The sequence below is a fragment of the Ruegeria sp. BH8 genome, from assembly GCF_056538065.1.
Genome location: NZ_JBQFSP010000003.1, coordinates 52,287 through 75,672, shown reverse-complemented (window position 1 = coordinate 75,672; position 23,386 = coordinate 52,287). Strand labels below are relative to the sequence as shown.

The following is a 23,386-nucleotide window of genomic DNA, read 5'->3' as shown; positions in this document are numbered from 1 at the left end:
GGGCCATACATGATCAGGCGGTTCGGTGAAACCCCAGAGCCGGGGCGGAAATACACGCGACGGGTCGGTGTTTACGCACTTTTGCCCCGCAGAAGTCACCTTTTGCTGACCTGCCAGACAGAACCCGGACCCGACCTGCAATTGCCCGGCGGGGGTATTGATCCGGGCGAATCACCCGTTACCGCCCTGCATCGCGAAGTCTTTGAAGAAACCGGGTGGCTTATTGCGGCGCCCCGGCGGATTGGTGCCTTTCGGCGCTTCACCTATATGCCGGAATACGACCTGTGGGCCGAGAAGGTCTGCCTGATCTATCGCGCCCGCCCCGTGCGACGCATAGGCCCGCCGACCGAGGCGTTTCACGAAGCGCTGTGGATGGAAACTGTTGACGCCGTGGGTTTACTGGGAAATGACGGTGACCGGCACTTTGCCGAATTGCATCTCGGGTCGCTTTAAGGTCCGTTATATTCAAAAAAGACGGCCGAGACATCATCGCCGATGCCGTCTTTGGGTGACATCACTTGCGTCAAACGCCAGAACATGTCGTCCAGAAACTCTGACCCGCCCCTTTCCGACATGCTCTGTTGGGCCATCTGACGCAAACCGTCTTCTTCCAGCAAGCCACCACCAGCCAGTTGGCATTCGGTAAACCCGTCCGAGTACAACAGCAGCTTGTCGCCGGGCTGCATCTGCGTCTCGATTTGTTGAAAGCGCGCATCTTCGATCAATCCTATGGGCAAGCCTCCGTCACCAAGAAACTCGGCGCGGCCACCCTGCCGCAGCAGCAGGGGGTGCGGATGCCCGGCCTGTACCATTTTCAGATGCCCATTGCGCAGGTCGACGATGGCGTAAACCATCGTAAAATACTCTTCGATGCCTTCATCGGCCATCAGGCGGGAATTGAGCGTTTCAGCCACGTATTTCGGCGGAAGAAGTGCATAAAACTTGTCGAACCTCCGCTCCATCGCGACGTTCTGGTCAAAATGCTTGCTGGACAGATACCCCCCCAATCGCGCCGTCATCATGGCCGAGGTGATACCATGGCCGGATACGTCGATGCTGTAGAACCCAAGCCGGTTCACCCCGGGCGAGAACATCCCCACCAGATCACCGCCGATATGACCACAGGGTTTCAGCAACAGACTGACTTGTGACTTCCCGAATGTCCGGGTCAGTTCGGGAACCAGCGATTCCTGAATTTTTCGCGCCTGCATCAGGTCCTTGTCGATCGCGTCATGCGCCAGCCTGAGTTCCTCGAGCGCGGATTCAATCAGGCGGTTTTTCTGTGAGAGCTCGCGCTGCATGTCCAGAATGCGCGCACCGGCTGAAATTCGGGCGCGCAGTTCGTCCGCCTCAAGCGGCTTGATCAGAAAATCGTCTGCCCCGGCATCCAGACCGCGCGCGACCTCCTGCTTTTCGCTTTTGGATGTCAGAAGGATGAAATAGCTGTATTGATCCGTTTCCAATGCCCGAAACGCACAGCAGAATTCAAGGCCGCTCATCCCCGGCATGACCCAGTCGCTTAGCACAAGATCGGGCGGATTATCGACACAAAGTGCCAAAGCGGCATGGCCTGTATCGGCCTCGATCACCTCGAACCCCCACTTCCTGAGAGAGGCCACCAGAATGCGCCGTTGCAGGCGGCTGTCATCCACCACCAGCACCGTGCGGATCGCGCCGAAATCCAGATCAGCTCTGGTTTCCTCAAAACTCGCACCCGGCACCATTTACCCTCTGCTCTGATGAGTTTCGTCACTGATGGCGACCCTATCGCCGACTGATTTAACATCCGGTGAAGAGTGACGATTGCCGAAGCGTGGCCCCGTTAACCTGCTTTTTACCGGGCGCGTCTATTCAGAACCATGACCATTCATTAGCTGGTGAATATCATGATCCACTGGGCCAGAGTCAGGCAGTTGCGGGATGAAGTCGGCCCCGAGGAATTCGACGAGGTGGTCGAGATATTTCTGGAAGAAGTGCAGGACGTGATCATCCGCCTGCGCCGCGACACCAACCGGGCCGAGCTGGAACAGAACCTGCATTTCCTGAAAGGCAGCGCGTTGAGCCTGGGGTTCGATCAATTCTCGAAACTCTGCCAGGATGGGGAACGGCAGGCCGCGGCAGGGCAAGGGGCCGAGGTTGATCTGCCAGCGCTTTTGGCCGTTTTCGACAGCTCGAAAACCGTGTTTGAAGCTGAGCTGAATGAAAAACTGAGCTAGATCACGAACTGTGCCAGCGTCTCGTCCTCGGTGATGTCGGTATAGGTAAACCCTGCATCGTCCAGATGGGCAAACAGGCGCATGAAATTTTCCGGCTTGCGGGTTTCGATCCCGATCAGAACCGAACCGAAATTGCGCGCCGATTTCTTCATGTATTCGAACCGGGCGATATCATCCTCGGGGCCGAGAATATTCAGGAACTCTTTAAGAGCGCCGGGTCGCTGCGGCAGGCGCAGGATGAAGTACTTTTTCACACCGGAGTACCGCTGCGCACGTTCCTTGACCTCGGGAAGGCGTTCGAAATCGAAATTACCGCCGGATGTCAGGCAGACCACGGTCTTTCCGCGCACAAAGCTTTGGATATCACCTACTGCCTCGATCGCCAGCGCCCCCGCAGGTTCCAGCACGATGCCTTCGACATTCAGCATCTCGATCATGGTGGTGCAGATACGGTCCTCGGACAGGACCAGAACGTCCGACAGGTGACGTGATTTCAACAACTCGAACGGCTTTTCACCGATCCGCCCGACCGCCGCGCCATCGACAAAGGTATCCACATAATCCAGCGAAACAGGATGCCCCGCCGCCAGGGCTGCGCGCAGACAGGCCCCTCCGGCCGGTTCGACGAACAGGCAATGGGTGCGGTCCCCGAACCATGTAGCGACACCGGCGGACATGCCGCCTCCACCCACGGGAAGCACAACGTGATCGGGCGCACCGCCCATCTGCCTTTCGATTTCAACCGCCAGCGAGGCTTGCCCTTCGATCACATCGGCATCGTCAAAAGGTGACAGGAAATATCCGCCCTGCTGCGTGCACCATGCCTGAGCGGCAGCAAGTGTGTCATCGAAATAGTCACCGATCAGATGAATCTCGACGTTGTCCCCGCCAAAGATACGCGTTTTCTGGATCTTCTGCTGAGGCGTCGTGACCGGCATGAAGATCACGCCCCGGACCCCCATATGCTGGCACATATAGGCCACGCCCTGCGCGTGATTGCCCGCGCTGGCACAGACGAACAGGTCCTGTCCCTGTTGCTTGCGCATTGCGTTGAACGCGCCCCGGATCTTGTAGGATCGCACCGGGCTCAGGTCTTCGCGTTTCAGCCAGATATCGGCGCCATAACGGTCGGACAGATGGGCGTTCCGCTGCAGTGGCGTTGCCGGAAACACAGAGCGCATCGCCTGTTCGGCAGCGCGGGCGCGGGTCATGAAATCACTCATGCCAGTTTCCCTGCCCTATCACCAACGAAAGGGCAAGGAATACATATGTGTACGGGCGTCAGGCGAGTTCGCGCTTTTCGATGAAGACGCCATAAATCGTTGTCAGGATGCTGACGTTTATCAGCGGAAGGATCAACATGGACGCAAACACGACGATCAAAACACCGATGATCGGAATGAAGAGCAGCAACGACGCCAGAAACTGAAGCATGAGCTGGAACAACATCGACAGGATAACCAAAAGGACAATTGCTCCACTCGCGCCCGAGGTCGCCTGCCAGGCATCAGTCAACTTGATCGGCCTTCCAATTGCAGCGCTGGGAAGAATGGGTGACGCCCGATAGAAACCGATGGTCAGAAGAATGACGAGTGCGATCCAGAACAGTGTTCCCATTGCCGCAGAACCTTGCGCCAGCATCCCCATGATCACCGATGCAGGGATCATTATGACAAGGGCCAGAAGGCCCAACATCACAAGACGCCCGAAATAGGCAAGAACCCTATCGAATCTGAAAGGCGGTACCAGACCGGTTGGGTATTCTTCCAGCAACACAAACCGATGCCAGGACACGACAATCCAGAGCATGACGCCAAAAACAACTGCCATGAGGCTCAGCAAAAATCCAAGGAAAGCACCGGACGTTACACCAGCGGGTAATCCGGTGGTTTCACTGTCGAAATCTTCAAACGGGATACCAAAAAGAAAGAACAGTCCAATGACCAGAACGCCACCAATCATCGCTGGCACAACTGAAATCTGCAGCGCCTGCTTCAGGTTCCTCAGAACCATCTTCACCGAATGTACGAAAATCTCCAGCCCCAGCATGAATACTGCCCTCTCAACCAATCCTTGTTCTCTATCCGCCCGTTTCACCGCAATTCCCGCCCTGCGTCAATGCACGCCGCTTGCCCCCGCGTCCAAAACCCGCTAGGGGCCAGTCGTTCTACGTACAAAGGGAAATCAGATGTCCGCGCCCAAGAAAGTTGTTCTGGCCTATTCCGGTGGCCTTGATACCTCGATCATCCTGAAATGGCTGCAGACCGAGTATGGCTGTGAGGTCGTGACCTTCACCGCCGATCTGGGTCAGGGTGAAGAGCTTGAGCCGGCGCGCCAGAAGGCCGAGCTGCTGGGGATCAAGCCCGAGAACATCTATATCGAGGATATCCGTGAGGAATTCGTCCGCGATTTCGTCTTCCCGATGTTCCGCGCGAATGCGCAGTATGAGGGGCTGTATCTGCTGGGCACGTCTATTGCACGTCCGCTGATCTCAAAACGTCTGGTCGAGATTGCCGAGGCGACCGGTGCTGACGCCGTGGCCCATGGCGCGACCGGCAAGGGCAACGATCAGGTTCGCTTTGAACTGGCGGCATACGCGCTGAACCCCGACATCAAGGTCATTGCGCCGTGGCGTGAATGGGATCTGACCAGCCGCACCAAGCTGCTGGAGTTTGCCGAACAGAACCAGATCCCGATTGCCAAGGACAAGCGCGGCGAGGCGCCCTTCTCGGTCGATGCCAACCTGCTGCACACCTCCTCCGAGGGCAAGGTTCTGGAAGACCCCGCCGATATGGCGCCCGACTATGTCTACCAGCGCACCGTCCACCCCGAAGACGCCCCGAATGAGCCTGAGTTCATCGAAATCGGCTTTGAAAAAGGCGACGCCGTCAGCATCAACGGTGAGGCGATGAGCCCGGCCACGATCCTGACCAAGCTGAACGAATATGGCGGCAAGCACGGTATTGGCCGTCTGGACCTGGTCGAAGGCCGGTTCGTGGGCATGAAGTCGCGCGGTATCTACGAGACACCCGGCGGCACCATCCTGCTGGAAGCGCACCGTGGTATTGAATCCATCACAATGGACCGTGGCGCGATGCATCTGAAAGACCAGCTGATGCCGCAATATGCGGAACTCATCTACAACGGTTTCTGGTACAGCCCCGAGCGTGAGATGCTGCAAGCCGCCATCGACAGATCGCAAGAGCATGTCACCGGCACCGTCCGCGTGAAGCTGTACAAAGGTCTGGCCTCGACCGTGGGCCGCTGGTCGGATCATTCGCTGTACTCTGAGGCACATGTGACCTTCGAAGAGGATGCAGGTGCGTACGATCAGAAAGATGCGGCAGGCTTTATCCAGCTGAATGCGCTGCGTCTGAAACTGCTGGCTGCTCGGAACAAGCGCCTGTCCAAGTGATCGACGAAGACGATACCGACGACGAACTCGACATGTTCATCGAGGCGCAGGACACGGTTTGGGCCGATGTCCTGCGCGAACTTGAACAGGGGCAGAAAACCAGCCACTGGATGTGGTTCGTGTTTCCGCAACTGGCCGAGCTGGGCCAGTCCCATATGGCGCAGCTTTACGGCATTGAAGATCTGGACGAGGCGACACGCTATCTGAACCACCCGGAACTGCGCGACCGGCTTAGGCAGGCGGCCTCGCTGATGCTGCTGCACACGGGGCGCGATGCCCGCGACATTCTGGGCGGAATTGACGCGAAAAAGCTGCGATCTTCGATGACATTGTTTTCATCTGTGGCAGATGCTCCGCCCGAGTTTCGTGCTGTTCTGGACGCCTTCTATGGCGGTAAGTCTTGTGACCGGACGGTTCAGATCCTCGGCGCATCGTGATCAGAAGTTCCAGTTGGGTCAGCCTTGCCTGTTCGGCACCTGACGCATTACGCATTCGGAAACCGTGAAAGGACCCCGAATGCTTCAGGACATCGCCGATGGAATTCAAAAAGGGCTGAACGGCAAAAGCTTTGACGGTTCGCTCAAATTCGATTGCGGCGCGGACGGTGTGATTGTTCTGGCGGACAATCAGGCAACGACGCAGGATCGGGACACGGATTGCACAATCCGCATCTCGCAGGAGAACCTGACCAAGCTGTTGACCGGAAAGCTGAACCCGATGACCGGCGTTGCTTTGGGCAAGCTCAAGATCTCGGGCAATATGGGTGTTGCGATGAAGCTGGGGCAACTGCTGGGCTGAGTTTACTGCAAAGCTGGCCTTTGTCCCAGGCCAGCCAGACCGGCGGTCCCGCCCGCGGTGTACCGCCGTTCCCCATCGGGATACCTATCGCGCATGATCCGTCGCAAATGAACGGTGGTTTCGTCCGCCTTTCAAGTGGGCCGTTTACGCGTGATCGCAGACGATAAACTAGTCTCACCAGCGCGTGACATTGCATGACAGGCAATTGCAAGGGGGTCGAACCCGCGTCAATCTCATCTTAAAAGGAGACCTGACATGATGCGGACCGCTTATTTTGAAACCGTCAGACCAGCCCTTCTGTTTACACTGATTGCATTGGCCGCACTGTTGCGCGCACTGCCCGCCCCGGCTGCGGGAACCGAAACGCTGACGGTGGCTGGCGGGTGTTTCTGGTGCGTGGAATCCGATTTCGAATCCGTGCCCGGCGTAATCGGGGCGGTGTCAGGGTACACCGGCGGTACAACTGCGGACCCGACATATGATCAGGTTTCAAAAGGGGAAACCGGACACTACGAGGCGGTTCAGATCACGTTCGATCCGGCGCGCGTCTCTCGCGCGTCACTTCTGAACATGTTTTTCCGCTCGGTTGACCCGACAGACGCAGGTGGCCAGTTCTGCGACCGGGGGGACAGCTATCGAACTGCGATATTCGTCTCTAACAAGGACGAAAAGGCGCTGGCAGAACAAGCCATAGCAGACGCGCAGCAAGCGCTGGGCCAGACCATTGTCACGCCGGTTCTGAGCGCAGGACCCTTTTACCCCGCCGAGGCGTATCATCAGGATTATTACAAAGGCAACAAACTGGTTCTTACCCGCTTTGGACCAAAGCGCCAGCACAACGCCTACAAAGCCTATCGCAAAGCCTGTGGTCGTGACGCGCGCGTCAAGCAGCTTTGGGGCGGTGATGCGCCATTTGCAGGGTCCTAGTCAAAGGATGCGTCACGCACTTCTTTCAGATCAGGAATGACATCCGCCGTTCCGTGCCGCATCACCATCAGGGCTGCGGCGCGGTTTGCCTGCAAAATGGTCTGCTCCATTGGCATTCCGCGATCCATGCCTGCCAGCACGTAGCCGGTGAAGGTGTCGCCTGCCCCTGTGGTATCCACCGCCCGCACCTTATGCGCGGGAAACTCGACCGGATCGTTGCCCTGCTGCAAGTACCTCGCGCCTTTTGAGCCGAGGGTAACGATGACATGCCGAACGGGCAGATCAGCGATGCTCAGACCGGTTTCCTGACGCAGTTGCTCGGCCTCCACCTCATTCAGGATCAGGAAATCCAGATAGGGCAGAACGCCCTGCACAGCCTGTGCCTGAAACGGGGCTGCAGCATAACAGACGGTCAGGCCAAGCTTGCGCCCCAGCTGCGCCGCTTCGACCTGGGCATTGGTTTCATTCTGCAAAATCAGCAGATCACCGGTGTTTGCCGAGGCCAGCGCCTGCCCCAGATGGGCGGGTTCCAATGCATGATTGGCCCCGGGATACAGGATAATCAGGTTCTCACCCTCGGCATCCACCGCAATGATGGCGTGGCCTGTGGGAACATCCACCTCAGAGATATGGCGTGTATCCACACCATATTCTGTCAGTCGATCCTTGGCCCAGCGCCCATCTGGCCCCACGGCACCAATGTGGCTGACGCGTGATCCCGCACGCGCAGCGGCCACCGACATGTTGGCCCCCTTGCCGCCCAGGAACCGATCCAGCCCGCGGGCGGCCAGAGTTTCCCCCGGCGCAGGCAAATGCGGCAGGTCATAGACCATATCCGCGTTGATCGAGCCGAGATTCCAGATCGTCATGATTTATCCGATGTCGCAAGAGGCCAGAATGGCCATGTTCAGAATATCGTTCGCAGTCGAGACGGTCGAGCAGATCTGGATCGGCTTGTCGATGCCTGACAGGATCGGGCCGATCACGGTCGCTCCGCCCATTTCCTGCATCAGCTTGGTCGAGATTGATGCCGAATGCCGGGCCGGAACGATCAGGATATTCGCCGGACCGGTCAGGCGCGAGAACGGATAGGCCGCTTGCTGTTCGATGTTCAGGGCGACGTCCACCGTCATTTCACCCTCGTATTCAAAGTCGACGCCGCGCCGATCCAGAACAGCCGGGGCACGGTGCATCTTTTCAGCACGTTCTGACACTGGATAGCCAAAGGTCGAGAAGCTGACAAAAGCCACGCGCGGCTCCAGCCCCATATGCCGGGCAACTGCGGCCGAACGCTCGGCAATATTCGCCAGATCGTTTTCGTCGGGCCATTCATGTACCAAAGTGTCGCCAATCAGGACAATCCGGCCTTTATGCAGCAAAGCTGTCACACCGGCGGCACCGTTGGCGGCATCGGCATCAAACACATGGTTGATCCGGTCGAGCACATGCGCGGACTTGCGGGTGGCGCCAGTGACCAGACCATCACCATGCCCATGGGCCAGCATCAGCGAGGAAAACACATGGCGGTCCCGTGCAGCCAGACGGTGAATGTCTTTGCGGTCAAACCCCTTACGCTGCAGGCGCTGATACAGGAAGCTCGAATAGGTTTCGAGATGCGTGGTATTGGCCGCATTTACGACCTCGATTTCACGCACAGCGTCGCCCAGGCCCGTGGCTTCCAGTTTGGTCCTAACATCGTCTGGCCGACCCACCACAAGCGCCTTACCGAAACCTGACCGCTGATACATGACCGCAGCGCGCAATACCCGGGGATCGTCGCCTTCGGCGAAAATCATCCGGCTTTGCGCCTGACGCGCACGGGCGTTCAGACCGCGCAGGATACTGGCGGTCGGGTCCATCCGGGATTTCAGGCTCAGCTCATACGCGTCCATATCGATGATCGGGCGGCGCGCGGCACCGGTGTCCATCCCCGCCCTTGCAACGGCCGGTGGAATGCGATGGATCAAACGCGGGTCGAATGGGGTGGGGATGATATAGTCCCGCCCAAAGGTCAGCGACTTTCCATAGGCCATGGCGACCTCATCCGGCACATCCTCGCGCGCCAGATTTGCAAGTGCGTGGGCGCAGGCGATCTTCATCTCATCATTGATGGCGCGTGCGTGAATGTCCAGCGCGCCGCGGAACAGGTAGGGGAAGCCCAGAACGTTATTCACCTGGTTTGGGTAATCGCTGCGCCCGGTGGCAACGATCGCATCCACGCGAACCTCGTGCGCTTCTTCCGGAGTGATCTCGGGGTCGGGGTTGGCCATCGCAAAGATGACAGGATTGTCGGCCATGCTGGCGACCATATCCTGCGTGACCGCGCCTTTCACCGACACACCCAGGAACACATCCGCCCCTTTCATCGCGTCTTCCAATGTGCGCAAGTCGGTTGTGATCGCGTGGGCCGATTTCCACTGGTTCATACCCTCGGTCCGGCCTTGATAGATCACGCCCTTGGTATCGCAGACAATGCAGTTTTCATGCCGCGCGCCCATTGCCTTGAGCAGTTCGATACAGGCAATCCCAGCCGCACCTGCGCCATTCAGAACGATTTTCACGTCCTCGATCTTCTTGCCCGAGATATGCAGCGCGTTCAGCAGGCCCGCAGCACAGATCACGGCTGTGCCGTGCTGGTCATCGTGAAAGACGGGGATGTCCATCTCTTCTTTCAGGCGCTGTTCGATGATGAAACACTCGGGCGCCTTGATGTCTTCCAGATTGATGCCGCCAAAGGTCGGCCCCATCAGGCGCACCGCACGGCAGAATTCATCCGGGTCTTCGGTGTCCAGCTCGATATCGATCGAGTTCACGTCGGCGAACCGTTTGAACAGGACCGATTTGCCTTCCATGACCGGTTTCGAGCCCAGCGCGCCAAGGTTACCAAGGCCCAGCACCGCCGTCCCGTTCGAGATTACGGCCACCAGGTTGCCCTTGTTGGTATAGTCATAGGCCGTTTCCGGGTTTTCCGCGATGGCCTCGCAGGGAACGGCCACGCCCGGGCTGTAGGCCAGCGACAGGTCACGCTGCGTTGTCATGGGGACGGTGGCCTGCACCTCCCACTTGCCGGGGGTGGGGTCCAGGTGAAAGGCCAATGCCTCTTCTTTGGTGATCTTCGCTTTGGGCATCTTAAATGTCGTTTCCATGACTTCAGGGCTGACGCCTCATAGCGCAGGAGAACGCCCGCCTCAACGAGAATGAGTTTTCGGCTTTTACAGAAGATGCGGGATTTGTAAGGTCGCGCCCGGAATACGCCAAAAGGGGGCCGATTTGTCCACAGTCACGCCAATGATGGCGCAATACCTCGAAATCAAACAAGCCCACGCGGATGCCCTGCTGTTTTATCGCATGGGTGATTTCTACGAGATGTTTTTCGAGGATGCCGTCAACGCTGCCGAAGCGCTGGATATCGCGTTGACCAAGCGTGGCAAGCACAATGACGAAGACATCCCGATGTGTGGCGTGCCGGTGCATTCGGCCGAAGGATACCTTCTGACACTGATCCGCAAGGGCTTTCGCGTTGCGGTCTGCGAACAGATGGAAAGCCCGGCTGAAGCAAAGAAAAGAGGCTCTAAATCGGTCGTAAAACGTGATGTCGTGCGACTGGTCACACCCGGAACACTGACCGAAGATGCGCTGCTTGAGGCGCGCCGGCACAACTTTCTGGCTGCCTATGCCGAGGTCCGGGACGAGGCCGCGCTTGCCTGGGCTGATATTTCAACGGGCGCGTTTCACGTGATGCCCCTGACCTCGGTCCGGCTCAGCCCCGAACTTGCCCGGCTTGCGCCCTCTGAACTGATCGTGGCCGATGGGGCGCAGGAAAAGCTGAACGAAACGCTGCTTGATCTGGGGATTTCACTGACCCCGGTCGGGCGCGCCAGTTTCGACAGCACGGCGGCGGAAAAGCGCATCTGCGGGCTGTTTCACGTGGGCGCCTTGGACGCGTTCGGCAATTTCGGCCGCGCCGAAGTGTCCGCGATGGGCGCGCTGATCGACTATCTGGAGATTACGCAAAAGGGCAAGCTGCCCCTGCTGCAAACACCGCTGAAAGAATCTGAGGATCGGGTCGTTCAGATCGACGCTGCAACGCGCCGCAATCTGGAACTGACCCGCTCGCTGTCCGGCGGGCGCGCAGGATCGCTTCTTTCTGTCGTTGACCGGACCGTTACCCCCGGTGGCGCGCGATTGCTGGAACAGCGGCTTTCAAGCCCTTCTCGAAATCTGGATGTGATCCATGCCCGGCTTGACGCAGTCAGTTTCGCCGCTGGTGACAGCCTGATCGCGTCTGATCTGCGCGAAGCCTTGCGCAAAACCCCGGATCTGGACCGCGCTCTGTCGCGTTTGTCATTAGAACGTGGCGGGCCTCGTGACCTGACAGCCATTCGCAATGGCCTGACCCAGGCGGTCACGATTGCCGAAATCTGCACCGGTCAGGATTTACCGGTGTTGCTGGCAACCGCGCTTCAGAACCTTGTTGGTTTCGATGACTTGCTGACCTTGCTGGACGAGGCGTTGGTGGCCGAGCCCCCGCTTCTGACCCGCGACGGAGGCTTTATCGCGCCAGGTTTTGACGCTGAACTGGACGAGGCCCGCACCTTGCGCGACGAAGGCCGGTCCGTCATCGCCGGGTTTCAACGAAATTACGTCGAACACACCGGCATCACCTCGCTGAAAATCAAGCACAACAACGTGCTGGGCTACTTCATCGAAACCACGGCCACCCATGCCGAAAAGATGCTGAACACACCCTTTAGCGAAACCTATATCCATCGCCAGACGACAGCCAATCAGGTGCGGTTTACAACCGTCGAACTGTCCGAGATCGAAACGCGTATCCTGAACGCCGGAAATCTGGCGCTGGAGATTGAAAAGCGGCTCTATCAAAGGCTTTCTGGCGCTATCTTGGACCTCGCTTCCCGATTGAATCAAGCCGCCCGCGGGCTTGCCGAACTGGACGTGACGACCGCCTTGGCTGATCTTGCGCGGGGTGAAAACTGGTGCCGTCCAAGGGTTGATGCCTCTCGCGCATTCAATGTGCAGGGCGGTCGACACCCGGTTGTGGAACACGCCCTCCGGCGGCAAAGCGGCGATGCATTCATTTCCAATGATTGCGATCTGACCGTCGAAAACGGCGCGGCGATATGGTTACTGACGGGTCCGAACATGGCCGGTAAGTCAACCTTTCTGCGCCAGAACGCCCTGATTGCACTGCTTGCCCAAATGGGCAGCTATGTTCCGGCCGAAGAGGCGCATATTGGCGTCGTCAGTCAGCTGTTCAGCCGCGTCGGAGCCTCGGACGATCTGGCGCGGGGGCGGTCGACCTTTATGGTCGAGATGGTCGAAACCGCCGCCATTCTGAATCAGGCCGATGACCGTGCATTGGTGATCCTGGACGAAATCGGTCGCGGTACCGCCACCTATGACGGCCTGTCCATCGCTTGGGCCACATTGGAACACCTGCACGCGGCCAACAAATGTCGCGCATTGTTTGCCACGCATTATCATGAGCTTACTGCTTTGGCCGGTAAACTCGAAGGTGTCGATAACGCCACCGTAGCGGTCAAAGAGTGGGATGGCGAAGTCATCTTCCTGCACGAGGTTCACAAGGGCGCGGCTGATCGGTCTTATGGGGTGCAGGTTGCGCAGCTGGCCGGTTTACCTGCTTCTGTCGTCGAACGTGCCCGGGTGGTTCTGGACCAGCTTGAAAAAACCGAACGCGAAGGCGGCAAGCAAAAGGCGCTGATTGACGACCTGCCGCTGTTCTCGGCAGCCGCGCCGCCACCCCCGCCCGCACCGAAAACCTCGCCGGTGACCGAGATGCTGGAGGGTGTCCTGCCCGACGAACTGACCCCGCGCGAGGCGCTGGATCTGATCTACAAATTGAAAGAGGCGGCCAGATCCTGACCGCCCTTCATCTTTTCAAAAATACTCTCGCCGAAGGCTTGGCTTTGAAAAGCCAATCAGCTTGCTGGCGTTGAAGAGACCCCGACCTGAGCCGGACGCAACAGTCGGTCGTGCAGCATGAAACCTTCGGCGGACACCTGGATGATGTCCCCTGCCCGCGTGCCCGGGACCGGGGCCTCGAACATTGCTTCGTGCACATTCGGATCAAACCGGTCACCAACCTGGGGTGTAATCACTTCGATCCCGTGTTTCTGGAACACATCCTTCAGGGCACGCATGGTCAGTTCGACGCCTTCCAGCAGTCCGGCGGCAACCTCTTTCTGCTCGTCGGTCGCGGCCTCAAGCGCGCGCTTCATGTTGTCGTAAACAGGCAGCATATCGCGGGCCAGCTTGGAACCGCCATACTGCTCGGCATCGCGGCGCGCCTTGTCACCGCGTTTGCGCGCGTTCTCGGCGTCGGCAAGCGCGCGCATGAATTTGTCTTTATACTCATCCCGCTCAGCGCGCAGCTCGTCCAGCTCCAACGCCTCGTCACTGATCTCAGTAAACTCCTCGGCCAGCTCTTCCGCTTCTGCCGCCATGATATCGTCCAGAAAATCTTCGTTCTTGGGCTCTGCCATCTCTTACCCTCTAGCTCCGGTCGGATATCAGCTTGCCGACCAGTTGCGCCGTATAATCCACGATCGGCACGATCCGTCCATAATTCAGACGCGTGGGTCCGATGACCCCGACCGCACCGATTATCTTTCGATCAGCGTTCATATATGGAGACACCACCAAAGAGGAACCCGAAAGTGAGAAAAGTTTGTTCTCAGACCCAATAAAAATGCGCACACCCTCGCCGCCTTCCGTCAATTCGAGGAAATCCGCGATGTCGCGCTTGCGCTCCAAATCATCAAACAGGCTGCGAATACGCTCCAATTCTCCGGCCTGACCGGGTTCGTTCAACAGATTCGCCCGCCCCCGCACGATCAAACGGGCCGAGTCGGCTCCGTCTCCGTCCCAGGCCGCCAGCCCACTTTCCACCAGCTCGCGCGCCAGCGCATCTATTTCCTGCTTGCGCGCCTGAATCTGTTTCTGCATCTGACGGCGCACTTCACTGAGCGTGCGCCCCTCGATCAGCGCATTCAGAAAATTCGCAGCCTCGCGCATCGAACTGGGCGTCTGGCCGGGCGGCGGTGTGAACAGGCGGTTTTCAACATGGCCGTCAGAAAAAACCAGCACCACCAAAGCCCTGTCATGCCCTAACGAGACAAACTCGATATGTTTGATTTCGGCTTCATGCTTTGGCGTCAGAACCAGCGACGCACCTTGTGTTACGTGTGACAGAGCTGACCCGACCCGATCCAGCATTCCGCCAACATCACCCGTGTTAGAGCCTAAAGTCTCTTCCAGTTTTTGCTTGTCGTCGACGCCCAGATCGCCAACCTCAAGCAAACCGTCCACGAACATACGCAGTCCTTGCTGCGTCGGTACCCGACCCGCGCTGATATGCGGGCTGTCCAGAAGACCCAGAAACTCAAGGTCCTGCATCACGTTGCGCACGGTTGCGGCACTGACTTTTTCAGACAGGGTACGCGTCAGGGTGCGGCTTCCAACCGGCTCTCCGCTTTCCAGATAACTTTCAACGATCAGCCGGAACACCTCGCGCGACCGGTCGTTCATCTCGTCCAGAATTTTGCTCGCTTCACTCATGCGTTTTCCCCTGCTGGTTCATCATTAAATAGCAGGCAAATGAAAGGTCAATCGGGGTTGCATCGTAACGCTGCGGGGCGGTATCCCCAACCCAGCAAACAAAGGATTTCCCATGCGACCCTCTGGAAGAGACTTAAGTGAAATGCGCGCCGTTTCAATTGAAACGGGGTTCACCAAACATGCCGAAGGTTCCTGCCTGATCAAAATGGGCGATACACATGTTCTGTGTACCGCTACGATCGAAGATCGCGTACCCCCTTTCATCAAGGGTTCGGGGCTAGGCTGGGTCACCGCCGAATACGGTATGCTGCCCCGCGCCACCAATACTCGGATGCGGCGTGAAGCGGCCTCGGGCAAGCAAGGCGGGCGTACGGTGGAAATCCAGCGCCTGATTGGTCGCGCCCTGCGCGCCGGCGTCGACCGGGTTGCACTGGGCGAACGTCAGATCACCGTTGATTGCGATGTGATCCAGGCCGATGGCGGCACCCGCTGTGCCTCGATCACCGGCGGCTGGGTTGCGCTGCGACTGGCCGTCAACAAACTGATGAAAGCAGGTGACGTGATTTCAGATCCGCTGGTTGATCCGGTCACCGCCGTGTCCTGCGGGATCTATGCGGGCCAGCCTGTGCTGGACCTTGACTATCCGGAAGACAGCGAGGCCGGTGTCGACGGCAACTTTATCATGACCGGATCAGGCAAACTGATCGAGGTCCAGATGAGCGCCGAAGGTTCTGTTTTCAGCCGCGCCCAGATGGATCAGCTGGTGGATCTGGCGGAAAAAGGCGTTGCCGAGCTGGCCGCAGCCCAGAAAGCCGCCACCGCATGACCCGTAAGTTTGACAGCGACAGGCTTCTGGTCGCGACCCACAACAAAGGCAAGCTTGAGGAGATGGCGCATCTCCTCGAACCTTTTGGCGTGACGGTTGTGGGTGCGGCGGACATGGACCTGCCCGAACCGGAAGAGACCGAGGACACCTTTGTCGGCAACGCCCGGATCAAGGCCCACGCCGCCGCAAAGGCCACCGGACTGCCTGCCCTGTCAGACGATTCCGGAATCACCATCGACGCGCTGGACGGCGCGCCGGGTGTTTATACCGCGGATTGGGCCGAAACCGCCAATGGGCGCGACTTCCTGATGGCGATGACCCGCGCCCATACTGAGCTAGAGGCAAAGAACGCCCCCCATCCCCGCACAGCGCAATTCCGCAGCACGCTGGTGCTGGCCTGGCCTGATGGGCATGATGAAGTGTTTGAAGGCATTGCCCCCGGTCATTTGGTCTGGCCCATCCGCGGCGAAGGTGGATTCGGCTATGACCCGATGTTTGTTCCCGAAGGATACGACATTACCTTTGCCGAGATGGATCGCTGGGAAAAGAACAAGATCAGCCATCGCGGACGCGCGGTTGAGAAGTTCGTGAAAGGCTGCTTTGGCGGATGATTGGCGCAACGGGGGCTTTGGCCTGTACGTGCATTGGCCCTTTTGCGAGGCCAAATGCCCCTATTGCGACTTCAACAGCCATGTTTCCAAAACTATCGATCAAAAACAATGGCTTAACTCCTATCTGAGCGAATTGCGGCGCTCGGCCGTCGAAACCCCGGATCGGGTGCTGAACACGATCTTTTTCGGCGGTGGAACCCCGTCGCTGATGGACCCGGAAACCGTTGCCGCCGTGATCGGTGAGGCCCGTGCGCTCTGGCGCCCTTCCAACACCATGGAAATCACGCTGGAGGCTAATCCCGGATCGGTCGAGGCCGGTCGGTTCGCGGCCTATCGTGACGCAGGCGTCAACCGGATCTCGATGGGCGTGCAGGCGCTCAACGACGAAGACCTGCGCCGCTTGGGGCGGATTCACACTGTGGCCGAGGCCCGCGCTGCCTTTGACATCGCCCGTGATTGTTTTGAACGGGTCAGCTTTGACCTGATCTATGCCAGACAGCACCAAACGCTGGATGCCTGGCGGTCCGAGTTGAACGAAGCTCTGTCCATGGCTGTGGATCACCTGTCGCTGTATCAACTGACAATCGAAGATGGCACCGCTTTTGGCGATCGTTATGCTGTCGGAAAACTGCGCGGCTTGCCCGAAGATGACAGTGCGGCCGACATGTACCTTGCAACACAAGAGATTTGCGAGAAACACGGCCTGCCCGCCTATGAGGTGTCCAACCACGCCCGCCCCGGTGCAGAGTCGCAGCACAATCTGGTCTATTGGCGTTACGGGGATTATGTCGGCATTGGTCCCGGCGCTCATGGGCGGATTACTGTGGATGGTCAAAAACACGCGACCGAGACCCATCTGAACCCGCAACGTTGGCTTGACGCCGCCACGAAGGGTTGCGGAGAAAAGAAACGCTATGTCCTTTCGCTTGAAGATCAGGCGAGCGAATACCTTATGATGGGCATGAGGATTTCAGAAGGACTAGATGTAGATAGGTGGGAGGCCCTGTCGGGCCGTCCACTTCCAGACGAAACCGTGGACCATCTGGTCGGCATTAATATGATTGAACGTGATAACAACAGACTCAGAGCAACACCAGCGGGGCGCGCCGTGCTGAATGCTGTAATCCGCGAATTGATGGGCTAGATATGCAGTATCTTTGGGCGGGGCTGGGATTGCTTTGCGTTGCGATGGCCGCGATTGGGGTTGTTCTGCCTCTTCTTCCAACGGTCCCGTTTTTGTTGCTGGCAGCGTTTTTCTTTGCGCGATCCTCTTCACGGTTGCACAACTGGCTTCTGTCGCACCGGATTTTCGGGCCAATGATACTGGATTGGCAGAGTTCGGGCGCAATACGCCCGGCCGCAAAAAAGGCAGCAACCCTGTCGGTCGCCGCTGTTTTAGGAGTGTCTTTGCTCTTATCCGTTCCGCCCTTCGTGCTGATCCTTCAGGTCATTGTTCTGGGCGGCGTCCTGATATTTATCTGGACGCGCCCTAACGGCTGAGCTTTGCACAAAGATCGTCAAGCTGATCCAGGTTTTCATATGTCAGAACAACCTGACCGGATTCCGTTCCCGCCTTGTGGTTGATTGATACTTTCATTGCCAGAATCGCAGACAGGTCTTTTTCCAGCGCGCGTGTATCAGCATCTTTTCCGGCATCCAGATTCCTGGATCTGGGAGCAGGTCGTGCAGTGTCGCCCTGCTGCTGTTTCTTGACCAGCGCCTCGGTCGCGCGCACAGACAAACCATCCTTGACGATCAGTTTTGCCAATTCCGAGGGATTTTCCGCCGTAATCAGCGCCCGCGCATGACCAGCCGATAATTTCCCTTCAATTACAAGAGTTTGCACGTCAATTGGCAGAGACAAAAGCCGCAACAGGTTCGCAATATGGCTGCGGCTTTTCCCCAAAGCCTCAGCAAGCTTTTCCTGCGTGTGGCCAAAGCGATCCATCAACTGCCTGTATCCGGCGGCCTCTTCCACTGCGTTCAGATCAGCGCGCTGGATGTTTTCGATGATCGCAACTTCCAGTACCTCGGTATCATCGAATTCGCGCACAATCACAGGGATCTCGTGCAGCTGCGCCATCTGAGCAGCCCGCCACCGGCGTTCACCAGCGACGATTTCGTATTCTCCAACCCCTGTTGGACGTACGATCAAGGGTTGGATGATACCTTTTTCCCGAACCGACGCGGCAAGCTCATCCAATTGTTCGGGCTGAAATGTGCGTCGCGGCTGATTTGGGTTTGCCTTCAGCTTTTCAATCGGAACCTTCAGATCAGGTCTGCGCACGTCAGATGGTACTCGGTTGCCCGCCTCTGGATTAACGTCCGCCATGAGTGCGGATAATCCCCGGCCCAACCCTCTGGATTTCGCTTTCCTGGTGCTCATGTCGGCCTCCTCACCACCGCTCATGCTGCGGTCTTGTTGTTCTTATGCATAATCTCACGGGCCAGATGCCGATACGCCATCGCACCAAGTGATCCCGAGTCATACTGTAATACCGGCAGCGCATAGGATGGCGCTTCGCTGACCCGCACATTCCTGGGTATCTTCGTCTTAAAAACCATCTCGCCCAAATTGTCACGCGCATCCTTTTCGACCTGACGGGACAAGTTGTTGCGGTTGTCATACATGGTCAACACAACACCTTCGATTCTCAGGTCTGGATTCGCAGTTTGCCGGACCTCCCGGATCGTCAACATCAATTGCGAAAGACCCTCCAATGCAAAGAACTCACTTTGCAGCGGCACAAGGACAGAATGGGCGGCAACCATCGCATTTACCGTCAAGAGGTTAAGCGATGGCGGGCAATCTATCAGGATGAAATCCAGTTCAAACGCATCCACCGCCGTCTGACGCAGTGCGTCGTGCAGTAAATAGCTGCGTTTTTCGTTGGAAATCAGCTCGATATCCGCCGAACTCAGGTCAACCGTTGCAGGGACAACCAGAAGGTTTTCAATCTCCGTCTCCTGAACCACTGCCTCCAAAGGCGCATCGTCCAGGATGAGGTCATAAGTGGTCCAATCCCGATCTTCGACCCCTAATCCGGTGGATGCATTCCCTTGCGGATCGAGGTCAACCACCAATACCCTGCAACCAGCTTCGGCCAGTCCTGCCGCCAGGTTGATTGCTGTGGTTGTTTTCCCTACTCCGCCCTTCTGATTGGCAACCGCTATTATCCGGGGTCCGGACGGTCGAGACAGATCAACCACGTGATACTCCTTTGATCTTAAGGATAACGGCTTGAGGTTCAGTTAAACTTGTAATGGCCTCAGCATCGAAATTCCATTCCTCACGCGCCTCTTCCAGCTCTTTTTTCCAGCTTGCACCTTTGGGCAACAGCGCGCTCCCATTTTCACCTAAATGCCTGTCACAAAATGATAACAGTGTACGCAGATCCGCCAGCGCACGCGCCGAAACGATGTTTGCGCCCAGGGGGTCAACCTCCTCGATCCGCTTGGTAATCACTTTACACGACACGCCACATTTACGGGCGACGTTACGAAGAAAAGCCGATTTTCTCTGGTCGCTCTCCACAAGAGAGAAACTGGCGGCCGGAACCTCCTCGGCAGCAATGATGGCGCACACCATTCCGGGGAACCCGCCGCCACTGCCAAGGTCCACCCAGGTGTCAAACGTTTCAACGCATCGAAAAACCTGGACAGAATCCAGAATATGTCGGTCCCAGATGAATTCCAGACTATTGCGTGAAACAAGATTTATCCTGGGGTTCCAGCGGTTCACCAGATCAACATAGATTTTCAGACGCTCAAATGTTTCACGTGAAACATTCAAGTCATCAAACTTGGAATAATCGACCGTCATGCCTGGCGTGCTCGTTGATCCCGGCGCAATTTCGCCAGAACAAGGGTCAGGGCAGCCGGAGTAACGCCTTCGACACGGCTTGCTTGCGCTATGTTTGATGGCTTGGCCTGCGACAATTTTTGCTTCATCTCAGAAGACAGCCCGTCCAAGCCAAAATAGTCAAACTCACGTGGGATAACATAGGATTCATCCCGCTTCATGGCCTCAACATCGCGCTTTTGCCGATCGATATAGTTTGCGTAAAGCGCGTCGCGTTCGATTTGAAGCCGGATCGCCACGTCTACATCTTGTAGATCAGGTATCAGAGGGAACAAGTCCTCGAAGGATGTATCCGGAAATGCCAGAATCGCCATTCCATCTCGGCGGTTTCCATCCTGGTTGACGTTGATCCCAGCCGAAAGAACTTCCTTGGGTGTGTATGTGCGTGCGGTCAGCTTGGATTTCGCCGCATCAAGCTGGTTCATTTTCTTTTCAAAATGTGCCTGTCGCTTCTCTCCGACACAACCAAGTTCCAAACCAATCGGCGTCAACCGTTGATCGGCATTGTCTGCCCGCAAAGACAGTCGGAATTCAGCCCTGGAGGTAAACATTCGATAGGGCTCTGCCACACCACGAGTCGTCAGGTCGTCTATCATCACGCCGATGTAGCTGTCTGATCTGGTGAAAATGACCGGTTCGCGGCCCAGTACATCCAGCGCCGCGTTGAGGCCGGCGACCATTCCTTGTGCTGCGGCTTCCTCATATCCTGTGGTTCCGTTGATCTGCCCTGCCAGATATAGTCCCGGAACGTCGGGTAGCGACAAGGACGCAGTTAAGATACGAGGGTCCACATAATCATATTCAATCGCATAGCCGGGTTGCAGAATATCCGCTTTTTCAAGCCCTTTGATCGACCGAACATATTCCAATTGCACGTCCTGAGGCAGTGACGTTGAAATACCGTTGGGATAAATCGTGTGGTCATTTACGCCTTCGGGCTCAAGGAAAACCTGATGCGAGTCCTTATCTGCAAAGCGCACAATCTTGTCCTCGATCGAAGGGCAGTATCTTGGGCCTATGCCATCGATATGGCCACCATACATCGCCGATTTTGAGAGGTTTGCTTCGATGATTTCATGCGTCTTTTCATTGGTATGTGTAATACCGCAGGAGATCTGAGGCGCGACAACCGATGTTGACAGGAAAGAGAACAAGGTCGGATCCTCATCCCCATCCTGTCTTTCCAAGCCCGACCAGTCGATCGTTCGCCCATCCAGACGCGGCGGTGTGCCGGTTTTCAAGCGTCCCAACGGAAGGTTATAGCTATCCAACCTCTCGGCCAGTTTTATTGACGGGCGATCTCCCATCCGTCCGCCAGCCTGTGACACGTCGCCGATATGGATGACGCCGCGCAGAAAGGTTCCGGAAGTCAGAACAACGGCTTTCGCGTGAATTTCCGACCCATCTCCGAGCACGACACCGGCGACACAGTGTCCGTTCATCAGAAAGTCTACAACTTCCCCAACGATAACGGACAGGTTTTCCTGATTGCTGATTTCGTTTTGCATCGCCGCCCGGTACAAGGCGCGATCAGCCTGCGTTCTGGGACCCTGAACAGCCGGGCCTTTTCGCCGGTTCAACAGTCGGAACTGGATGCCAGCCTGGTCAGCAACACGGCCCATTACACCATCTAGCGCGTCAATCTCTCGTACCAGATGTCCCTTCCCCAACCCACCGATGGCCGGGTTGCAGGACATGACGCCGATATCAGTCGCAGATAAAGTCACCAAAGCGGTTTTCACGCCCATCCTGGCAGCAGCATGCGCGGCTTCCGTACCGGCATGGCCGGCCCCAACCACGATGACATCAAAGTTTGAATGTTTCACGTGAAACAATCCTTATTTTCCCAAACAAAAGCTGGAGAAGATTTCATCCAACAGTGTCTCGACATCTATTCTACCGACCAGAGATTCAAGCGCCCGTATGGCGGTTCTTAACTCTTCCGCAGCGATATCATACAGGTCCGGGCCTGATTCCAGAACCGTGATCGCAGCAGCAAGTGAATCCGATGCCTTGTTCATCGCAGCACGATGGCGCTCACGCGTGGCTATACCATGTATAGTGGTTCTATCGCTTAATACCCACGAAATCTGGTCGACAAGCGCATCAATCCCCTGTCCTGTCTTTCCCGAAACACCCTCAGTCGTACCTTCCCTCAGGTCTGCTTTAGGCAGAACATGGATATCGCCATCCTGCATGGCCACACCCAGATCTTCGGGTGCTTCGGCCAGAAAAACACGCAAGTCTGCCGCATCTGCCCGTTTACGAGCCAGCTCGATCCCAAGATTTTCGACGTGATCTTCAGTATCCCGCAACCCGGCCGTATCCAGCAATGTCACGGGCAAGCCCGCCAAATCCATTCGAACTTCGATCACGTCCCGGGTTGTGCCTGCGTATTCCGAAGTAATCGCAGCCTCGCGCCCCGCAAGGGCGTTCAGCAGGGTTGATTTTCCTGCATTGGGAAGACCGACAATAGCCACTTCAAATCCGGTACGTATACGCTCGGCGATCTTTACCCCATCAGCTTCTCGACGAAGATCTGCCAGAACTCCGCTTGTCAAATCGCGGACTTCCGGTGTGACGTCGGTGGGGACGTCTTCATCAGCGAAATCTATGACAGCTTCCAGCAACGATGCCGCGCGGATCAAATCGCGCCGCCAGCGTTCGGCCAGCGTGCCAAGCTCACCGGCCAGAATGGTCTGGGCCTGCTTACGCTGTGCCTCGGTTTCCGCGTCAATCAGATCTGCCAGGCCTTCGACCTGTGTCAGATCCATCTTGCCATTTTCAAGGGCCCGGCGTGTAAACTCACCCGGGTCCGCCAGTCGCAGCCCATCGGTGTTCGACAAACAGCGCAGAACCGCATTGACCGAGGCCGTGCTGCCATGGATCTGAAGTTCTGCCACGTCTTCACCGGTGAAACTTGCCGGTGCCTGAAAGGTCAGAACCAGACCATCATCCAGTCGTGATCCATCCTGATCCCGCAGGGTGCGCAAGACCATTCCCCGCTTGGGCAGTTCCGCGCCGCACAGATATGCGGCTGCGGAGTGCGCTTCGGGGCCAGAGAGGCGAATGACCGCCACCCCTGCTTTGCCTTGCGCGCTGGCCAAGGCGAATATCGTATCCATTCGAAGG

General features: G+C 57.3%; 23 protein-coding genes. 11 read left to right on the top strand and 12 right to left on the bottom strand.

All coding sequences use genetic code 11. The features are described 5' to 3' along the window. Positions 1 to 9: 9 nt before the first annotated feature. Positions 10 to 453, top strand: coding sequence for an NUDIX hydrolase (locus ACR0AD_RS09015; RefSeq protein WP_480486933.1), 444 nt, complete (start codon positions 10 to 12; stop codon positions 451 to 453). Here the strand turns inward: ACR0AD_RS09015 and ACR0AD_RS09010 are convergent. After that, on the bottom strand, positions 450 to 1,724 hold the full coding sequence (locus ACR0AD_RS09010; protein WP_480486931.1) for a PP2C family protein-serine/threonine phosphatase: 1,275 nt from the start codon (positions 1,722 to 1,724) through the stop codon (positions 450 to 452). The two genes, ACR0AD_RS09015 and ACR0AD_RS09010, sit on opposite strands and share 4 nt — an antisense overlap. Positions 1,725 to 1,886: 162 nt before the next feature. On the opposite strand from ACR0AD_RS09010, the gene ACR0AD_RS09005 reads away from it, so the two are divergent. After that, complete coding sequence (locus ACR0AD_RS09005; protein WP_480486929.1) at positions 1,887 to 2,216, top strand: Hpt domain-containing protein; 330 nt, start codon at positions 1,887 to 1,889, stop codon at positions 2,214 to 2,216. On the opposite strand, the gene ilvA is transcribed toward ACR0AD_RS09005, so the two are convergent. Together ilvA and ACR0AD_RS08995 are read right to left on the bottom strand one after the other, a co-directional pair. After that, positions 2,213 to 3,439 (bottom strand): threonine ammonia-lyase IlvA, encoded by a 1,227-nt coding sequence (gene ilvA / locus ACR0AD_RS09000; protein WP_480486928.1) that lies wholly within the window; start codon positions 3,437 to 3,439, stop codon positions 2,213 to 2,215. The genes ACR0AD_RS09005 and ilvA overlap by 4 nt on opposite strands. Before the next feature lie 58 nt (positions 3,440 to 3,497). Continuing rightward, positions 3,498 to 4,265 (bottom strand): hypothetical protein, encoded by a 768-nt coding sequence (locus ACR0AD_RS08995; RefSeq protein WP_480486926.1) that lies wholly within the window; start codon positions 4,263 to 4,265, stop codon positions 3,498 to 3,500. Positions 4,266 to 4,404: 139 nt separating this feature from the next. Between ACR0AD_RS08995 and ACR0AD_RS08990 the strand changes: the two genes are divergently transcribed. The 4 genes from ACR0AD_RS08990 to msrA all read left to right on the top strand — a co-directional run bounded on the left by ACR0AD_RS08990 (position 4,405) and on the right by msrA (position 7,356). Beyond that, positions 4,405 to 5,631 carry an argininosuccinate synthase gene (locus ACR0AD_RS08990; RefSeq protein ID WP_480482512.1) on the top strand — a complete coding sequence of 409 codons (1,227 nt, stop codon included), beginning with the start codon at positions 4,405 to 4,407 and terminating at the stop codon, positions 5,629 to 5,631. A 32-nt stretch (positions 5,632 to 5,663) separates the two neighbouring features. Further along, positions 5,664 to 6,068 carry a DUF1810 domain-containing protein gene (locus ACR0AD_RS08985; RefSeq protein WP_480487104.1) on the top strand — a complete coding sequence of 135 codons (405 nt, stop codon included), beginning with the start codon at positions 5,664 to 5,666 and terminating at the stop codon, positions 6,066 to 6,068. 79 nt (positions 6,069 to 6,147) lie between these two features. Then, on the top strand, positions 6,148 to 6,429 hold the full coding sequence (locus ACR0AD_RS08980; RefSeq protein WP_480482514.1) for an SCP2 sterol-binding domain-containing protein: 282 nt from the start codon (positions 6,148 to 6,150) through the stop codon (positions 6,427 to 6,429). Positions 6,430 to 6,684: 255 nt separating this feature from the next. Next, positions 6,685 to 7,356, top strand: coding sequence for a peptide-methionine (S)-S-oxide reductase MsrA (gene msrA / locus ACR0AD_RS08975; RefSeq protein ID WP_480486924.1), 672 nt, complete (start codon positions 6,685 to 6,687; stop codon positions 7,354 to 7,356). Here the strand turns inward: msrA and ACR0AD_RS08970 are convergent. After that, on the bottom strand, positions 7,353 to 8,225 hold the full coding sequence (locus ACR0AD_RS08970) for a ribokinase (RefSeq protein ID WP_480486922.1): 873 nt from the start codon (positions 8,223 to 8,225) through the stop codon (positions 7,353 to 7,355). The genes msrA and ACR0AD_RS08970 overlap by 4 nt on opposite strands. Positions 8,226 to 8,228: 3 nt before the next feature. Then, complete coding sequence (locus ACR0AD_RS08965; RefSeq protein WP_480486920.1) at positions 8,229 to 10,484, bottom strand: NADP-dependent malic enzyme; 2,256 nt, start codon at positions 10,482 to 10,484, stop codon at positions 8,229 to 8,231. A 160-nt stretch (positions 10,485 to 10,644) separates the two neighbouring features. Here ACR0AD_RS08965 and mutS point away from each other — a divergent pair, with 160 nt between their 5' ends. Further along, entirely contained in the window at positions 10,645 to 13,260 is a 2,616-nt protein-coding gene (gene mutS / locus ACR0AD_RS08960) for a DNA mismatch repair protein MutS (RefSeq protein ID WP_480487102.1), read from the top strand. 56 nt (positions 13,261 to 13,316) lie between these two features. On the opposite strand, the gene ACR0AD_RS08955 is transcribed toward mutS, so the two are convergent. Together ACR0AD_RS08955 and hrcA are read right to left on the bottom strand one after the other, a co-directional pair. Continuing rightward, entirely contained in the window at positions 13,317 to 13,880 is a 564-nt protein-coding gene (locus ACR0AD_RS08955) for a nucleotide exchange factor GrpE (RefSeq protein WP_480482518.1), read from the bottom strand. Between the two features lie 10 nt (positions 13,881 to 13,890). Beyond that, positions 13,891 to 14,955 carry a heat-inducible transcriptional repressor HrcA gene (gene hrcA, locus ACR0AD_RS08950; RefSeq protein ID WP_480482520.1) on the bottom strand — a complete coding sequence of 355 codons (1,065 nt, stop codon included), beginning with the start codon at positions 14,953 to 14,955 and terminating at the stop codon, positions 13,891 to 13,893. A gap of 112 nt (positions 14,956 to 15,067) precedes the next feature. On the opposite strand from hrcA, the gene rph reads away from it, so the two are divergent. From rph to ACR0AD_RS08930, 4 genes are read left to right on the top strand one after another with little or no spacing between them, the layout of a single operon-like run. After that, positions 15,068 to 15,781 (top strand): ribonuclease PH, encoded by a 714-nt coding sequence (gene rph / locus ACR0AD_RS08945; protein ID WP_480486919.1) that lies wholly within the window; start codon positions 15,068 to 15,070, stop codon positions 15,779 to 15,781. Beyond that, positions 15,778 to 16,392, top strand: a complete 615-nt coding sequence (rdgB, locus tag ACR0AD_RS08940; protein WP_480482522.1) for an RdgB/HAM1 family non-canonical purine NTP pyrophosphatase — start codon at positions 15,778 to 15,780, stop codon at positions 16,390 to 16,392. Before rph ends, rdgB begins: the two co-directional genes overlap by 4 nt. Continuing rightward, on the top strand, positions 16,382 to 17,536 hold the full coding sequence (gene hemW / locus ACR0AD_RS08935; RefSeq protein ID WP_480482524.1) for a radical SAM family heme chaperone HemW: 1,155 nt from the start codon (positions 16,382 to 16,384) through the stop codon (positions 17,534 to 17,536). Before rdgB ends, hemW begins: the two co-directional genes overlap by 11 nt. Positions 17,537 to 17,538: 2 nt before the next feature. Further along, the gene (locus tag ACR0AD_RS08930) at positions 17,539 to 17,892 is read left to right on the top strand and encodes a YbaN family protein (RefSeq protein WP_480482526.1); all 354 of its coding nucleotides are present in this window, start codon (positions 17,539 to 17,541) and stop codon (positions 17,890 to 17,892) included. On the opposite strand, the gene ACR0AD_RS08925 is transcribed toward ACR0AD_RS08930, so the two are convergent. Genes ACR0AD_RS08925 through mnmE form a run of 5 tightly spaced genes read right to left on the bottom strand, consistent with a single transcriptional unit; the run spans position 17,882 to position 23,379 of the window. Beyond that, positions 17,882 to 18,778, bottom strand: a complete 897-nt coding sequence (locus ACR0AD_RS08925) for a ParB/RepB/Spo0J family partition protein (RefSeq protein WP_480486918.1) — start codon at positions 18,776 to 18,778, stop codon at positions 17,882 to 17,884. The two genes, ACR0AD_RS08930 and ACR0AD_RS08925, sit on opposite strands and share 11 nt — an antisense overlap. Before the next feature lie 20 nt (positions 18,779 to 18,798). Then, complete coding sequence (locus ACR0AD_RS08920; RefSeq protein WP_209506882.1) at positions 18,799 to 19,602, bottom strand: ParA family protein; 804 nt, start codon at positions 19,600 to 19,602, stop codon at positions 18,799 to 18,801. Continuing rightward, a complete protein-coding gene (gene rsmG / locus ACR0AD_RS08915) occupies positions 19,595 to 20,215 on the bottom strand; it encodes a 16S rRNA (guanine(527)-N(7))-methyltransferase RsmG (RefSeq protein ID WP_480486917.1) in 621 nt (206 codons plus the stop codon). Before rsmG ends, ACR0AD_RS08920 begins: the two co-directional genes overlap by 8 nt. Next, complete coding sequence (mnmG, locus tag ACR0AD_RS08910; RefSeq protein WP_480486914.1) at positions 20,212 to 22,080, bottom strand: tRNA uridine-5-carboxymethylaminomethyl(34) synthesis enzyme MnmG; 1,869 nt, start codon at positions 22,078 to 22,080, stop codon at positions 20,212 to 20,214. The genes rsmG and mnmG overlap by 4 nt, the downstream gene beginning before the upstream one ends. Positions 22,081 to 22,092: 12 nt before the next feature. Then, on the bottom strand, positions 22,093 to 23,379 hold the full coding sequence (mnmE, locus tag ACR0AD_RS08905; RefSeq protein WP_480486913.1) for a tRNA uridine-5-carboxymethylaminomethyl(34) synthesis GTPase MnmE: 1,287 nt from the start codon (positions 23,377 to 23,379) through the stop codon (positions 22,093 to 22,095). Positions 23,380 to 23,386: the final 7 nt, after the last annotated feature.